11 protein-coding genes are annotated in these 16,103 nt (G+C 57.4%); 4 read left to right on the top strand and 7 right to left on the bottom strand.

The genetic code is table 11. From position 1 onward, the window contains the following. The first annotated feature begins 13 nt into the window (after window positions 1–13). Together glnE and ACYVHK_RS05120 are read left to right on the top strand one after the other, a co-directional pair. Window positions 14–2,689, top strand: a complete 2,676-nt coding sequence (gene glnE, locus ACYVHK_RS05125; protein ID WP_460528280.1) for a bifunctional [glutamate--ammonia ligase]-adenylyl-L-tyrosine phosphorylase/[glutamate--ammonia-ligase] adenylyltransferase — start codon at window positions 14–16, stop codon at window positions 2,687–2,689. Between the two features lie 306 nt (window positions 2,690–2,995). Continuing rightward, a complete protein-coding gene (locus tag ACYVHK_RS05120; protein ID WP_460528278.1) occupies window positions 2,996–7,564 on the top strand; it encodes an NACHT domain-containing protein in 4,569 nt (1,522 codons plus the stop codon). Window positions 7,565–7,799: 235 nt separating this feature from the next. Here the strand turns inward: ACYVHK_RS05120 and cysS are convergent, their stop codons facing one another. Further along, window positions 7,800–9,176: a cysteine--tRNA ligase gene (cysS, locus tag ACYVHK_RS05115; protein WP_460528276.1), complete on the bottom strand. Its 1,377-nt coding sequence runs from the start codon at window positions 9,174–9,176 to the stop codon at window positions 7,800–7,802. Between the two features lie 254 nt (window positions 9,177–9,430). Between cysS and ACYVHK_RS05110 the strand changes: the two genes are divergently transcribed. Then, the gene (locus tag ACYVHK_RS05110) at window positions 9,431–10,225 is read left to right on the top strand and encodes a type 2 periplasmic-binding domain-containing protein (RefSeq protein WP_460528274.1); all 795 of its coding nucleotides are present in this window, start codon (window positions 9,431–9,433) and stop codon (window positions 10,223–10,225) included. Window positions 10,226–10,293: 68 nt separating this feature from the next. Here the strand turns inward: ACYVHK_RS05110 and rpoS are convergent, their stop codons facing one another. From rpoS to surE, 4 genes are all read right to left on the bottom strand, one after another. Further along, entirely contained in the window at window positions 10,294–11,256 is a 963-nt protein-coding gene (gene rpoS / locus ACYVHK_RS05105; protein WP_460528272.1) for an RNA polymerase sigma factor RpoS, read from the bottom strand. 19 nt (window positions 11,257–11,275) lie between these two features. Beyond that, window positions 11,276–12,286 (bottom strand): M23 peptidase family protein, encoded by a 1,011-nt coding sequence (locus ACYVHK_RS05100; RefSeq protein WP_460528270.1) that lies wholly within the window; start codon window positions 12,284–12,286, stop codon window positions 11,276–11,278. Between the two features lie 80 nt (window positions 12,287–12,366). After that, window positions 12,367–13,023 (bottom strand): protein-L-isoaspartate O-methyltransferase family protein, encoded by a 657-nt coding sequence (locus ACYVHK_RS05095; RefSeq protein ID WP_460528268.1) that lies wholly within the window; start codon window positions 13,021–13,023, stop codon window positions 12,367–12,369. Then, entirely contained in the window at window positions 13,020–13,760 is a 741-nt protein-coding gene (gene surE / locus ACYVHK_RS05090; protein WP_460528266.1) for a 5'/3'-nucleotidase SurE, read from the bottom strand. Before surE ends, ACYVHK_RS05095 begins: the two co-directional genes overlap by 4 nt. A 269-nt stretch (window positions 13,761–14,029) precedes the next feature. On the opposite strand from surE, the gene ACYVHK_RS05085 reads away from it, so the two are divergent. After that, entirely contained in the window at window positions 14,030–14,503 is a 474-nt protein-coding gene (locus ACYVHK_RS05085; RefSeq protein ID WP_460528264.1) for an outer membrane lipoprotein, read from the top strand. A 94-nt stretch (window positions 14,504–14,597) separates the two neighbouring features. Here ACYVHK_RS05085 and ACYVHK_RS05080 read toward each other — a convergent pair whose 3' ends face one another. Then, the gene (locus ACYVHK_RS05080) at window positions 14,598–15,146 is read right to left on the bottom strand and encodes a Spy/CpxP family protein refolding chaperone (RefSeq protein WP_460528262.1); all 549 of its coding nucleotides are present in this window, start codon (window positions 15,144–15,146) and stop codon (window positions 14,598–14,600) included. Window positions 15,147–15,369: 223 nt separating this feature from the next. Further along, window positions 15,370–15,960 (bottom strand): EF-hand domain-containing protein, encoded by a 591-nt coding sequence (locus ACYVHK_RS05075; RefSeq protein WP_460528260.1) that lies wholly within the window; start codon window positions 15,958–15,960, stop codon window positions 15,370–15,372. Window positions 15,961–16,103 lie beyond the last annotated feature (143 nt).

Below are 16,103 nucleotides of genomic sequence, written 5' to 3'. Positions count from 1 at the left end.
GCCAGCCCTCCCCATGACCACACGCCTCGCCCCCGCCGTACGCCATAGCCGCTACCTGCAGCGTTTGTTCTCCGCGCAGGCCGGGCTGCAATCGAGTACTGAAGCGCAGATTGACCAGCCTTTCAGCCGTGCGGCGATGGAGGCGATGCTGCCTGCGGGCGCCGATGACGCCACCCTCAAGACCGCCCTGCGCAAGCTGCGCCAGGCTGTGATGGCGCGGGTGTTCTGCCGTGATCTGTTGGGCCTGGCCCAACTGGATGAAGTGATCAGCACCGTTAGCGACTTGGCCGAGGTGGCGATCCTGGCCGCGCTGGAATGCGTGACGCGGCCGGATGAGCGCACCGGCGAGCCGATTGGTGCCGACAGCGGCGAAGTGCAGCGCCTGATCGTCGTTGGCATGGGCAAGCTGGGTGGCCGTGAACTCAATGTCTCCAGCGATATCGACCTGATCTTTGTCTACCCGGAGGACGGTGAGACGAATGGCCCCCGCGCGATCTCCAACCATGAATGGTTCGCCCGTGCCGGCAAGCGCTTGATCGCCCTGATCCATGACGTGACCGCCGACGGCTTTGTATTCCGCGTCGATATGCGTCTGCGGCCCTTTGGCGACAGCGGCCCGCTGGTCTCCAGCTTTGCTGCGCTCGAGAACTACCTGCTGACCCAGGGCCGCGAATGGGAGCGCTATGCCTGGATCAAGGGCCGCGCCATCACCGGTGAAAACGGCCTGGGGGGCGATGCCAACGGCCTGATGCAACTGGTCACGCCCTTCGTCTACCGCAAGTACCTCGACTACGGGGCTTATGCCTCGATGCGCGATCTGCACGGCCAGATCCAGCGCGAGGTGGTGCGCCGCGACTTTGCCGACAATATCAAGCTTGGCCCCGGCGGCATCCGCGAGGTGGAGTTCATCGCCCAGGTGTTTCAGTTGATCCGTGGCGGTCGCCGCCCTGCCCTGCGCATCCGCCCGACCCGGGAAGTCCTGCGCGAGCTGGTGAGCATGGGGCAGTTGGAGGCCATCACCGTGGCGGAGCTGACGGCGGCGTATGTTTTCTTACGTGATCTGGAGCACCGGTTGCAGTACCTGGACGACGGCCAGACCCAGATGCTGCCGAGCAACGAGGCAGACCGCCTGCTGATTGCCGAAAGCATGGGTTTTCTGGGCTGGACTGCGTTTCAGTCTGCACTGGATGGGCACCGGACTACTGTCTCCCGTCACTTTGAACAGGTCTTTGCTCTGCCCCAGGCCGAGGGCGATGCGGTGCATCCGCTGGCCGGCGTATGGCTGGGCATTGCGGAAGGGCAATCCGGCCAGGACAAGCTGGCCGCACTCGGTTACCACCAGCCTGCCGAGATGGAGCGGCTGCTGGCGGCCATTGCCCAGGGTGGGCGCTACCAGACGCTGGCTGACAAGAGCCGGCGCCGGCTCGACGCCCTGATCCCGCCGCTGGTAGAGGTCTGCGCGCGCCAGCCCAACCCGGACGAAACCCTCAGCCGCATCCTGCGCTTTCTTGATGCCATCGCCCGCCGCGAATCGTATCTGGCGCTGCTGGCCGAGCACCCGCAGACCCTGAGCCGGCTGGCCGCGCTGCATAGCGCCAGCCCCTGGGTGGCCGACTATTTGCACCGCCATCCTATCTTGCTCGACGAACTGCTCGATGCCCGCCTGCTCTACACCCCGCCCGATCTGCCGAAGCTGGGCGAGCAATTGCGCGCCGAACTCGCGCTGCACGAGGGCGATACCGAAGCCGAGATGGATGTGTTGCGGCACTTTCAGCACCAACAGGTTTTCCGGCTCTGTGCCCAGGACCTGGCTGGGCAGTTCTCGCTGACTACCCTATCGGACCATTTGTCCGACCTTGCCGACCTGGTGCTCTCTGTCACGCTAGAGCGTGCCTGGGCGGAACTCAGCGGCCGGCATCGCGACCAGGCCCAGTTCGCTGTGATCGGCTATGGCAAGCTGGGTGGCAAGGAGCTGGGTTACGGTTCGGACCTGGACCTGATCTTTGTCTATGACGACGACCACCCGGATGCCGCTGAACTCTACGCCAAGCTGGCACGCCGCCTGATGAGCTGGCTGAGCACCACCACCGCTGCCGGTGCCCTGTATGAAGTCGACCTGCGGCTGCGGCCCAATGGGGCATCCGGCCTGATGGTTTCGAGCACCGACACCTTCGAGCACTATCAGCGCGAGGACGCCTGGGTGTGGGAACACCAGGCTTTGACGCGCGCCCGCTACGCCGCCGGGGACCGGCGCGTGGGTGACCGCTTTGAGGCCGTGCGCCGCACCATACTGAGTGAGCGCCGCGACAGTACCAAGCTGGCTGAAGAGGTGGTCGCCATGCGCGACAAGATGTTGCAGACGCACCCCGCCGCCCCGGATGACGTAAAACATTGCCGTGGCGGTTTGGTGGATGTGGAGTTCATCGTGCAGTACCTGGTGCTGGCCTATGCGCACCGGCTGCCCGAGCTGCTGGCCAATAGCGGCAATATCGCCTTGCTGAAGGCGGCGGCCGAGGCCGGGCTGATCCCCGCCAATCTGGCGCAGGACGCCCAGGAGGCTTACCGGCAGCTACGCAATCTGCAGCACAAGGCGCGGCTCAATGGCACGGCGCCGAGTGCGGAAGCCTTGGCGGCGGTGGCGCCGTCTTGTGAGGCGGTACGGTGTTTGTGGCATTTGGTGTTTGATTGAGACGGGCTTGGCCTGCACAAACAAAATTGAGCGCCGAATATCGCTAGTAAGCCCGATCTCTTGTCTAGGACTTCTCTGGCCCAGAATCGGAAAGTCAGCTCGGTCACGTTGAATGACCGGTGCTTGCTCTTGGTAGCCAGACAACGAAAATGCCACTCCATACCTGTGTCCGCTTTTGGAAATAAAGGCAAATTTTGGGGGCCGGTTGCTCAAGGTTGTCTGATATGAATACTTGGCAAACCCCATGTCAAAATCTAGTGCGTATTCGTCACAAGGGGATGTATGCATTCCAATAGGAGTCAATAGATGAGCATTGCAGGTATTCGTTCCAACCGGGGTGATGGTTATCAGACACTTGTAGCATTTGATTGGGCTTTGACAGTCCTGAACGATCCAGACTTCCTTTGGCTTGAAATCGATTCAATAACGTACTCGGTGGATGATGTAGTAGTCGGCAAAGCCGATGGCACACTGATTGCATGTCAGTGCAAAAAGAATCAGACCGATTTCAAAGCATGGTCAATAGCTGACCTCGCAGACGAGTTGGATAAAGCATCTAGCTTACTAAGCACGAATCAGAACGCCGAGGTGCGCTTCTATTCACGTAACAATTTTGGCGACCTCGCGAAATTGAGAGAGCACAGCTCGACTCAGAATAATGAAGCCAGTTACCAAACGAGTTTAGGCAAGGAGCACCAAGCAACAGATGCGACCTTGGCTGCACGGCTTGCTGCTTCTACCTCAAACCTTTCTGCCTTCGAATTCTTGCAGCGTACTCAATTTGTGGCTACTGATGCATTGGGACGCATGGTCGATTTGCTTAACGAACGCTTGCGCAACATGGCGAGCAATCCGGATGCTGCATTCAGTGCCCTGTGGATACAACTCGATCAACTCGGGGGGCGCATGGGCGGCGGTAGTACATCCGCTACACGGTACCGTTTAACAAAAGACGACATTGAGGCCATTCTTAGTAAGGCTGGAGCCACGTTGGTTCCACCTATGGACCTTACCGAAGTGCGCCTGTCGTTTACCGGCACCTCAGTTATCGGTAGATCGTGGCGAAGAGACATTGCGGGGCAGTGTATTCCCAGTCCGGTGGTGAATGAGCTAGTTGCCGCCATCAATGCAAAGAAGCGTTCCATATTGCTCACCGGGCTGCCAGGTTCTGGAAAGACTTGTGTGATGCTCGCGTTGCAAGAGACATTGGAGCAACGCGCACAAATCTGTTCAGACATTGCGCCGATTTTCATTCAGTCGCGCGAATTCGCCGACTTGGCTACGGCGCAAGATCGACAATCCCAAGGCTTGTCTGAACACTGGGTAGAACAAGCCGCCCGTCTGGCTGAAAGCGCACATGTAGTCGTGATAATTGATTCCCTTGATGTGCTGTCCATCGCTCGCGACCATCGCGTGCTGACCTACTTTTTGGCACAGATAGACCGCTTACTATTGATTCCCAATGTCTCCGTGGTTACTGCCTGCCGCGACTTTGACAGGCATTACGACCGTCGAATTGCCGAAAAGAAATGGGATTGCGAATTGAAGTGCCAGCCTTTGGCCTGGGATGCCGAAATTGTGCCCCTGCTCGGTACTCTGGGGATTGCTACGGCCTCCATCGATTCGGTTACTCGTGAGCTGATAAGGAATCCGCGCGAACTAGCATTGTTCGTCGAATTGGCGCAACGAGAAGGCAGCTTCAACGTGGTGACCAGCCAAGCTTTGTCGCAACGCTATCTCGATACCATCGTACGAGCCAACAAAGCGCTGGGGGATAAGGCAATACAAGCGATCGAAGCAGTTGCCTTAGAAATGCTGAGTTCACGCAGCCTGTTGGTGCCGCATCAACGCTTCGGCGCATCGCATGAAGTTCTACTGGCGCTTTGCAGCCTCAATGTGTTGCAAGAAACCCAGGATGGGAAGCTGACGTTTGGGCATCAGACATTACTGGATGTGCTGGTCATCAGTGCAGCAGTGCGCAGTGGCGTTACGCTAAATGGATTCATTCAGGGGCTGCCGCCCGTTCCTTTCGTTCGGCCCAGCATTCGTAGTTTTGTCGCCCAGTTGGCGCTGGGCGAGCGCCGCGAATTCAGGAAGCAAATACGTACCGTGTTAAAGGGTAACGCAGCCTTTCACATTAGGCGCTTGGTTGCTGAATCATTTGCGGAACAAAAGCCGCAGGATGAGGACTGGTTATTGATACGCGACCTGCTCGATAACCATCGCGACGTGTTTCAGGTGATCTATGGTGCCGGAACAATTGAGTGGCACCACTTCTGGTTAAAGCATCTGGTTCCAGACTTGATGAGTGAACGAAATGCCGAAGGAATGACAAGGCATGTTTATCGAATCGCACAATGGGTAAACGAAGATGCCTCCAGCGTGCTTGCGCTATGGATTGAAGCTCTGTCATTGGATTGGCTGGACAGTACTAGCATTGCTGATCAACTGAGGTTCCAACTGCCTGACATCACATCCGAAAATCTTTCACTGATTGTTCCCCTGCTGGAACGGTTGCTCAAACTATCGCACTCCGAGCACAGTTTCCTTGGAAAAAAGATAGCGAGTTGCGTGGTAGCAGGTGCTGCTGACGATGCCATGCTTTGGCGATATATAGCAGGTGAAATTAGCGATAAAGACCTCTTGGAGTTCGGCTTCGAAAAGAAATTGCGTTGCCATGCACATGAGTTCGGCGATCAGAAGGGTAATTTCATTTATCAACGCATGAAGCAATCCACGGCATTACTGGATTTGGCTTTGGACTCGATTGAACGTTGGAGCAAGGTTCGCTTATCCCGTCATGGCAAAAGCCGCATTGGCTACCGATATGGATTCTTGGACAAAACCTCATTCGAAGTTACTCATAGCCTAAGAGATATTAGGCACACGGACAGTATGAATGTTCTGCTTGATGCAATGGAGGCCGCCATCCATCATCACGCAAAAATAAACTCAGACTGGTGGAGAATTAATTGTGAACATCTGTGTTCTAGTCACGAAGGAGCATTGATTTACTTCGGCATCCTCGCTTGCGCTGCGTCACCTGAAGCAAACGTTGAGTTAATTGGACGCATGTTATGCGATAAAAACTTACTGGAGTTTTCGCTTTCCTACGAATTGGGGACATTGATTCAATCGGCATTCTCGCTCCTTGATCCCGAAAATCAAGACGCTGTGATGGCAACCATCTTGCGTGTGCGGGAAGAAAAACTTGCTAATGAACATCACCATTTCTTGATATTGAAGGAACGAGCAGAGCTGATTGTCACAATTCCGTGCCATCTCCGCTCACCCGCATCTCATGCGGTGATGGATGAATATGAAAGCAAGGCAGGCGCGCTGATTAGGCAGCCGAATATTCATATGCGTGGTGGTGTAGTAAGAGCGCCATTCTCATATGAGATATTCCTAAGTTCAAGTAATGACGGAGTATTGCGCTTGTTGTCACACTACTCCAAGTATGACCGTAATTTCGACGATTTTCTGGTCGGTGGTGAGCGCGAGGTTGGCTGGCAACTGCAAGAGGCCTCTTCTCGTCACCCCATACGATTCCTGAGTTTGTTACCCATCCATTGGGAAGACATTCCAGAACGGTTCCGCGACGACATCATGGATGGTGCCGCTACCTACCTCTCTCATCGTTATGGCAACTTGCAAGCCAACTGCACATGGGAACCGATCGACGAGCCCGACGCTTCTTTCTTGGCGAGGCAGATTCTTGATGAACTGGAAAGGCATCCGAGGTATTGGCAACGCCGACACTCCTCAGCCAAAGCTCTGAAAGCCTGTTCCAACGTCATATACGATGCGCAGAACGCCGAGCGGTTGATTTTTCTTGCTGTGGGCTTTGTAGGTCTTCATGAAGACGATCCCATCAAAGGGGACAACGTCGATTTGATCTCCTTGGGTATCAATATGATGAAGGGTGTCGTTGTCGAAGGCTTGATGATTCTGGCGAATAACCTTTACGAGCACGGAGATAAATTTCCTGAGTTATTAGCGCCCACCTTGCGCCGTTTTGCCAATGACGAGCACCCTGCGATTCGTTCGCTGATCCTGCGCCGTTTGCCGTATTTGCAAAGTAAAGATTTTGATCTGGGATGGAATTTGTTCCACCTCGCCATGCAGGATGCAGACAGGCTTTGGGAAATCGCGGAGCCCTGCCTTTATTACGCCTACCACAGTCACTTTGAAGTAGTGAGGCCTTTACTGACGCGCCTTTATAGCGAGGGAAGCTACAACGACCTAGAGACATGGGGACGCATTTCAGCGCTAGCAACCATGACTCGGCAAATCGACTTTGCCGAATTATTGGAGGACTTAAATGCGCTGAATAAAATGGAGGCTTGGCAGGGGGCGGCCACCGTTTGGACAAATTTGGAAAACATCCAGCAGCACCGGGAACAATGCCTTTCCGGTTTGAATGCGGGTTTGAATGCTGGTGTTACTCATGCCGAAACGGTAGCGGAACAGATGGGGCATCTTTTTCGTGACAAATCAGCAGTGGTTTCAGTTCCAACAGAGCTGATTCGACATTGCTTTGATGTATTCAAAAATAATATCGATAAAGAGAAAAAGCATCATCGCCTCTTCGGATTTCACGCATGGCTTAATGCAACCTCCCAGCATTATCCGGAGCAAGCCTTGGCGGCCACCGAGATTTATCTTGCTTATGTCAGCCATTGTAGGCCATATCTCGATGACCATGAGGATAGCCTTACCCAACTAATGACCCGTCTCTTTGCTGAAGCAGAAGAACGAGAAGAGTCCGACCATGGTGAGATGCTGCAACGTGTGGTCGTCATACAAGACGCGCTACTTTCTTTAGGGGTCAATAGCGTAGCCGATTGGTTGAAGGCCGCCGAGCGGCCGTGACCAAGAGTCATGTGATGCCTGGGGATTTTCACGTAGAAGTGCATTAGTAAAGCGGACATTCAAAATCAAGAATGTATTGATTCTGTGATGGGTCGCTTTGTCCGAAATGCTGCTTGGCTACCGCTCACTCTTAAACCACATGGAGCCGAAAACAACCGCTTCAGATTGCGCAACGTTGACTTATATCGACCCCAACAAAAAACCGCCCTCAGGCGGTTTTTGTTGATCCAAGCGATTACTGCCGCCGCCAAGTCGTCCCCTGCGGCCCATCTTCCAGGACCACCCCTTGCTTCAGCAGTTCGTCGCGGATGCGGTCCGATTCGGCGAAGTTCTTTGCTTTTCTCGCTTCCAGGCGGGCGGTGATCAGCGCTTCGATCTGCTCAGCGCCGAATTCGCCTTCGGCCACTGGGCCGCCTTGCAGGTATTCCGAAGGGTCGCGTTGCAGCAGGCCGAGGATATTGGCCAGGGCCTTGAACTGGCCGGCCAGTTCGGTCGAGCCATTGCGGTTGATCTCGCTGGCCATTTCGAACAGGACGGCCACTGCGTCTGCCGTATTGAAGTCGTCGTCCATCGCGGTCTTGAAGCGCTTGGCATAGTCACTTTGCCAATCGATGGCGACGCGCTCGCTGGCTGGGGTCTTCTTCAGGACGGTGTAGAGGCGGTCGAGGCTGGCCTTGGCGTCGCGCAACAAATCTTCCGAGTAGTTGAGCGGGCTGCGGTAGTGGGCCCGGACGATGAGGAAGCGGACGGCTTCGCCATCGAACTGTTTGAGGACGTCGCGGATGGCGAAGAAGTTGCCCAGGGACTTGGACATTTTTTCGCCGGCAAACTGCAGGAAGCCGTTGTGCATCCAGTAGTTCACGTAGGTGTGGTCGTGACAGCCTTCGCTCTGGGCGATTTCGTTCTCGTGGTGCGGGAACTGGAGGTCTTCGCCACCGCCGTGGATGTCGAAGTGGCTGCCGAGGTGATGCTCTGACATGACCGAGCATTCGATATGCCAGCCCGGGCGACCGTCGCCCCAGGGTGAGTGCCAGTGCGGCTCGCCCGGCTTGGCGGCTTTCCAGAGGACGAAATCCAGCGGGTCCTTTTTGTGCGGGTCTACGTCCACGCGCTGGCCGGCTTGCAGGTCGTCCAGGGATTTGCCCGAGAGCTTGCCGTAGCCTTCGAATTCGCGCACGGCGTAGTAGACATCGCCATTGGCGGCGGGGTAGGCGCGGCCTTTGGCGATGAGTTTTTCGATCATGGCGATCATGCCGCCGACGTGCTGGGTGGCACGGGGTTCATGGGTGGGCGGCAGGAGGTAGAGCTGGCCCAGGTCGGCGTGCATTTCGGCAATGGTGCGTTCGACCAGTTGCTCGGGTGTGATGCCGGATTCTGCGGCCCGTTTGATGATCTTGTCGTCAATATCGGTGATGTTGCGAACATAGTTGACCTCGTAACCCGAGGCGTGCAACCAGCGGTAGATGATGTCGAACGCGCCCAGCATGCGGGCGTGGCCGATGTGGCAGAGGTCGTACACCGTCATGCCGCACACATACATGCGTACCCGGCCAGGTTCGATGGGCGTGAAAACCTGCTTCTCGCGGGCTAGGGTGTTATAGACGGTGAGCATCAACGCAACTCCGAGGTTGGATAGGGCATGACAGAACCGGCGATTGTATCAAGGCCCGCCGGATGCCACCAAAACCGTGAGCAAGCTACCGCCGGAAGTTAGACCCAAATCAATACTGATGTCATATAACCATGTTCTAATTTATACTACTGCGCCGCGAACTTACCTTTACGCGCCACAAGCTGCTGCCTTCCCAACCGGACGGCAACCAGTGACTACTACGCTATATGTACTGAACAAAGGAGACACCCAAGATGAAACTACATTACCTGTTGCCGCTCGTCGGCCTGTTTGCCCTCCCCGCCCTCGCGGATGACCTGGACAAGATCAAGAGCAAGGGTGAGATTGTCATTGGCGTTCGAGACAGTTCTCCGCCTTTTGGCTTCTATGACAAGAAGACCAGTACCGTTACCGGTTACGACATCGAGTTCGCCCTGCATGTTGCGAAGAAGCTGGGCGTGAAGCCTGTCTTCAAGACGCTGGACCCGGCCGAGCGGATTCCGTCGCTCAAGGATGGCCGTGTGGACCTGGTGATGGCGACCTTTGCCAAGACCAAGGAGCGCGAGCGTGAAGTGGATTTCAGCCTGGGTTACTTTGTTGCCACCCAGAAGCTGCTGACCGGCAAGGGCAAGTTCCATGACCTGCTGCAACTGGACAAGATGACGGTGTGCGTGCCGAAGGGTGCGACCAATGCCAGCTATCTGCGCAATGTGTCGACCGGCGTGACCATCCTGGAACTGGCCGACTACACCGAGGACTTCAACGCCCTGCGCGCTGGCAAGTGCGAGGCGGTATCCGGCCCGGAACCTACCTTGCTGGGCAACCTGGCCAAGCTGCCGAACAAGCAGGACTATGAAGTGGCCGATGTACCTATCGCCTCTGAAGTCTATGCAGTGGGTATCCGCAAGGGTGAGAAGCGTCTGGCCAAGGCGGTGAACGATGCGCTGGTGGAATCTGAAACCAGCGGCGAAGCGGCCCGTGTCTTTGAAACCTATTTTGGTTTGAAGTCTGCTGCGCCGATGATGCGTACTTTCAAGATCATGCCCTGATCCCCACAGGGATTGGACGCAAAAAAGCCGGCGATTGCCGGCTTTTGCTTTTTCCTGCCCGGGCTTGATCAGCCCAGCAGGACATCCCTGGAGACGCCTTGCCGGCGCAGGAGGCGCCGCAGGCTTTCCAGTGCTTCGATCTGGATCTGACGGACCCGTTCGCGCGTGAGTTGCAGGCTTGCGGCGAGGTCTTCCAGCGTGCAGATATCGTAGCCGTTCAAGCCGTAGCGGCGTTCGATCACCATGCGCTGTTTGTCGTTGAGCTGCTTGAGCCATTCGCGCACATAACGTTGTACTTCGGCGTTCTGCAGGACCATTTCCGGCCCTTCGTGCTGTTCGTCGGGGATGGATTCCCCGATGGAGAGCATGGGGTCGATATCCAGCGGCGCATCCAGCGAGGCCATGCGCTCATTGAGGTTCATCACCCTGCGGACGTCTTCCACCGGCTTATCGACCTGATAGGCGATTTCCTCCATGGAAGGTTCGCGCCCCATCTGGGCTTCCAGATGGCGCTGGGCACGCAGGTAGACGTTGAGTTCCTTGATGACGTGTACGGGCAGACGGATGGTGCGCGACTGGTTCATGATGGCGCGCTCTATGCTCTGGCGGATCCACCAGGTTGCATAAGTGGAGAAACGGAACCCTCGTTCGGGGTCGAACTTCTCCAGGGCATGCATCAGGCCGATATTGCCTTCCTCGATCAGGTCGAGCAGTGCCATGCCACGATTGATGTAGTGCTTGGCGATGTTCACGACCAGCCGAAGATTGTGTTCGATCATCTTCTGCCGGGCGTCAAAATCACCCTGGACGACCAGCCTTGCCAGTCGTCTTTCCTCATCCGGGGTCAGCAGTGCGCTCTGACCGATATCGTTGAGGTAGATCTGGGTAACATCCCCAGTCGACTCCACTGAATAACGACCAGTCTCTTCCTGCTGCTGGCCTTCTACTTCTGGTTCGCCCTCTTCAACCGCCTCCTCGTCTTCTTCATCAAGGAGTTCTTCGTCAAGCAGCTCGTCATCGATGGTATCCATGGAGTCGTTCATTTTGGAGCTACCCCGCCGTCAGGTATTTGATTGGATCAACCGGCTTTCCAAAACGCCGGATTTCGAAGTGCAGCTTGACCTGTTCCGCATCGCTATTTCCCATTTCGGCAATTCTGTCTCCTTTTTTCACGTTATCTCCTTCTTTCACCAGCAACTGATTGTTGTGCGCGTAGGCGGACAAGTACGTCTTGTTGTGCTTGATGATGACGAGCTTGCCGTACCCACGCAGTCCAGTCCCGGCGTAGACGATCTTGCCCGAGCCGGCTGCAAGCACCGGCTGACCAAGTTTTCCGCCTATATCGAGACCTTTGCTGCTGTCTGAGAATGGCGCCACGACCTTGCCGACCGTGGGCCAGGACCAGGCGATTTCTTCTTCGCCGGTACTTGGGTTGACTGGTTTGTTATCGGCCGGTTTGGCCTCTGGCTTGAGCTCAGGTTTTTCGACCGGTTTTGGTTCGGTCGGTTTGGCCTGTGCTGCGCCTTGAATCGGGCCTTCGGCTTGCCGCGCAACGGTGGCGGCATCGGTACTGTAAGAGAGCTTGAGGGCCTTGGGGTAGCTGACCAGGGCGACGACGGTGCCGGTGTCTGCCTTGACGGGCGTGGAGGGTGCGGCGCCGCCATCGGGCTTCAGGGGGCGTACGACCACGCCGGATGGATCGGACGAGGCATCGGACGAGGTTTCTTCGCTCGGGTCGGTCAGTCGCAATACTTGATCGACTTTGATCAGGTTGGCGTCGGCCAGTTGGTTCCAGGCGGCGACTTCTTTGTAATCGAGGCCGTTTTCGAGCGCGATGCTGTAGAGGGTGTCGCCCGGCTTGACGGTATAGGACTTGCCGCGGGTATCGACAGACGGGGCAGACTTGCCCGCGTTCGTGTTTTGTATAGGTGCAGGCTTGGCAGCAGAACCACCGCCAGGACGCGTACGGTCCACGACGGGTGCGGGGGAACGGGCCGGTTCGGTCGCGCAAGCGGCCAACAGCAAAGCGGACATGACACCGGCGGTACGACGAACGTTCAACTCGTTACTCCCTCGATTTGGAATTGGTGCGTAGCGAGTGGCTCGAAGCCTACAGCGCCACGATGACAGTTATGTTGAAGCTAGGCAAGGCCCGGCAACATGGGCACGAAGCGGACTTTTTCGAGTTTGGTCTCGATAAAAGCTTCTTCTGTGCGTTCGATTATTCGTAATTCCTGATCGACATTGCCGATAGGGAAAACCATGCGTCCCCCAATAGCCAATTGGTTTAGCAGGGCTTCGGGGACGTAGGTTGGGGCCGCCGCCATGATGATGGCATCAAAAGGACCGGCTTCTGCGATGCCGACAAAGCCATCTCCGTGGCGCAAACGGGTGTTGCTTATTCGCAAATCCCGCAGCCGCATGCGCGCCTTGTCCAGTAGCTGTGCAATGCGTTCGACCGAATAGACGGTCTTGAAGAGCTGTGCGAGTACTACGGTCTGGTAGCCGCAGCCGGTGCCGACTTCCAGCACCTTTTCGCGGCGGGCTGCGCCGATGGCGAGCTCCACCATGCGGGCGACGATATAGGGCTGGGAGATGGTCTGGCCTTGGCCGATGGGCAGGGAGACGTCATCGTAGGCGCGATGGGACAGGGCTTCGTCGATGAAGATATGGCGGGGCGTATTGGCCATCACGCCCAGGACTTCTTCGTTCCGTATACCTTGCTGCCGCAAGCGCTCGACCATGCGGCCACGCGTGCGGGCCGATGTCATGCCTATGCCGGGAAAGACATGCTTCATGCCAGCCACCCAGCGAGAAAATCCAGTTGTTTGAATGCCGTCAGGTCTATCTGCAACGGCGTGACGGAGACATAGCCGTTGGCGACTGCCCAGAAATCGGTGCCTTCCACCGCATCCTGCGCCGCGCCGACCGGCCCTACCCAGTAGATTGTCTCACCGCGCGGGTTCTGCGTCTTGATGACCGGTTCGGCCTTATGCCGCCGCCCGAGGCGGGTGACCTGCCAGCCTTTGATTTCCTCATATGGGAGATCTGGCACGTTCACGTTCAGCAGCACGGCGCCCCGGATGGGGTCGCGGCGCAGGCGTTCGACCAGTTCGGCCGCGACGCGGCCTGCGGTATCGAAATGCCGGGCGCCGTGCCGGGCCAGCGAGATGGCGATGGAGGGGATGCCCAGCAGGTAGCCTTCGGTCGCGGCGGCTACGGTGCCGGAGTAAATCGTGTCGTCGCCCATATTGGCGCCGTGGTTGATGCCGGACACGACGAGGTTGGGGCGTTCTTCCAGCAGGCCGGTGACGGCGAGGTGCACGCAGTCTGTGGGGGTGCCGTTGACATAGTGGAAGCCGGACGCAGCGCGCTTGAGGCTGAGTGGTCTGTCCAGGGTCAGGGAGTTGGATGCGCCGCTCCGGTCGCGTTCCGGGGCAACCACGTGAACCTCGCCCTGCTCGCGGAGGGCATCGGCCAGCGCAGCCAGCCCTGGGGCGAAATAGCCGTCGTCATTGCTCAAGAGGAACTTCATGCATCTCCCTCGCGCGGCTTCAGGCCATGGCTGGCCGCTGGATTGGCTTGTTTTGCCGCGTCGTCTGGGATGCATTCTACCCTTTGCCAGTCTGGTCGGAAATCGAGTGTCATAACCGGGGACGGTTCACTACACTTTCAGGGGGATGGCGGGGACGGATTGGCACTAATGGCATTCCCTGGCCTAGCGTCAATAGTGCCGTTTTCGGCCGGGAACCCCGAGGCGGATAATCTCTCCATGCTCCTACCCACTTGAACAGGACACATGCCATGAACACTTTGACTCCTTCCCGCCTGATGATCGGCACCATCGCAGGTATCACCCTGGCTCTGGCCGGTTGCGCGAGCGACCGGTCTGCCAATATCTATATGCCGTCCGAGGCGCTGAACGAGGCGCGGGTGCGTGAAGGCATGGTGGAATCCATACGGCCGGTGAAGATCCAATCCGATAGCGAAATCGGCAAGATCATCGGTGCGGTCATCGGCGGCGTGGCGGTGGGCGGTAATGTCGGCAAGGGCAATGGCTCGATTGTCAGCGGGGTACTTGGCGCTGCGGCGGGTGGTGCCGTTGGCAATGCGCTGGGCAAGGAGGCCAATAGCAAGGATGGCGTGGAGCTGGTGTTGAAGATGGATAACGGTGAGGTGATCGCCGTGGTGCAGGAATCCGATATCACTTTCGTTCCCGGCCAGAAGATTCGGGTCATCACCCGCGGGCGCGTCAGCCGGGTTGTGCCGGCGGGCTGAGGCGGCGAGCAGGTCTTGATCCAATGCAACAGGCGAGTCAGATGACTCGCCTGTTTTTATTGCAGCCTTGCTCCGGTCAGATCAATGGGTCTGATCAGCCTTTGGGTGCTTCGCCGTCCGGCCGGTGGCGCTTGCGGTCCTTGAAGCGCTCGCGCAGGTGATCCATACGGGCGAGCTTGTCCTTGATACGCTGGCTGACAATACGCTTCTGATCGGTATTGAGGCTGGCGTAGATGGCGAGCCATTTCTGCTTGACCGCCTCGTGGGCTGCGCGGCCTTTTTCACGCTGCTGTTCCATGAGCTGGTCGAGCTTGGCGAGGTCGAGCACGTCCTTTTGTTGCTCTGCCTTGATGGCTGCACGGAAGTCGTCGTGCTGCTTGCGCATTGATTCCCTTACGGCCTTGCTGGCATCTACGGCGGCCTGCCAGCTTGCTTCCTGCTCGGGGCTGAGTTTGAGCTCGGCCTTGACGCGTTGTATGTCCCACATCAGGCCCGGTCCCATCGGGCCTTCACCCGGCATGCCGTGCATGGGGGGACGTGGTGGCCTGTGCATATCGCCATCGGGTGCTGCTGCCTGGCCGGCGTGAGCCCCCGCCATCAGGGTAATCAGCGTCATGGCCATGAATCTGGGCATGAATTTCATGGTTGAGTTCTCCGATCTATCCGCCGCACCATGCAGCGTATGCCCATCACTCTAAGGGCCTTGCGTAAGCCAACGATTGCACGCAAGCCTCTGCATGTAAGGGTCTGTAAAGCAGGCCGCATGGCGACAAGCATATTTACACTTGAGGAAGTACCGGCGCTGGATATGAAAAGACGGCATGGTCATCAACCATGCCGTCCGGCGCCCCCGTTTTGCTACCTTGCTATGCGCTCACGCTTAGCCCGCTGCTTTGGCTATCCTGTCCATCGCCAAGCAGGGAAATCACCAGCGCTTGCAACTTGTCCTGCAACGAGGTCTTCTGGCTCTGTGTGCTGGCCTTTGATGAAGTACCGTCGGTTTCCTGTTTCTTGTCTTCATAAGCCAGCAGTTCTTCGATGCTGACCTTGCCGTCCTCGTTGGCGTCTGCGGCGTCGAAGTTCTCCGCGAGATCCGCCAGCTTGGATGAGGCAGTGGGGTTGGAACTGCTGGTGCTCTTGGCAAGGCTGGTGATCGTGTCCTTGTCGAGCCCCTCGCCCTGCCCGCCGGGCGGCGGACCTGGTGGCGGGCCGGAAGGGCCACCCTGGGCACGCATGCTCTCGAACTGGCTGTGCAGTTGTTCTTCCAGCTTCTTGCTGCCTTCGGAAAACTCGCTTTGCGTCAGCTTGCCATCGCCATCGCTGTCGAAGCCGCTGAAGCTGGGTGCTTCAACGCCTTCGGGCAGCTTGGGTGCGTTCTTGGTCAGCTCGGCGAATTCGGTCTCGCTTACACTGCCATCACCGTCGCCATCGAGTTTCTTGAACAGCTTCTGCTGCATGGCGGCCGGATCTGGCCGCTGCCCGGAGGCCCGGGCATAAGGCGGATACGCAGCGGTTCCGCCTCCTGATACGCTTGAAACCATGATGAGGGCTCCTTAACAGGATGTACGCAAATCGCGCACCCTGCCGAAAGTAGCCCCGG

The organism is Chitinimonas naiadis (assembly GCF_054780835.1).
This window is presented reverse-complemented; position numbering and strand designations above follow the sequence as displayed.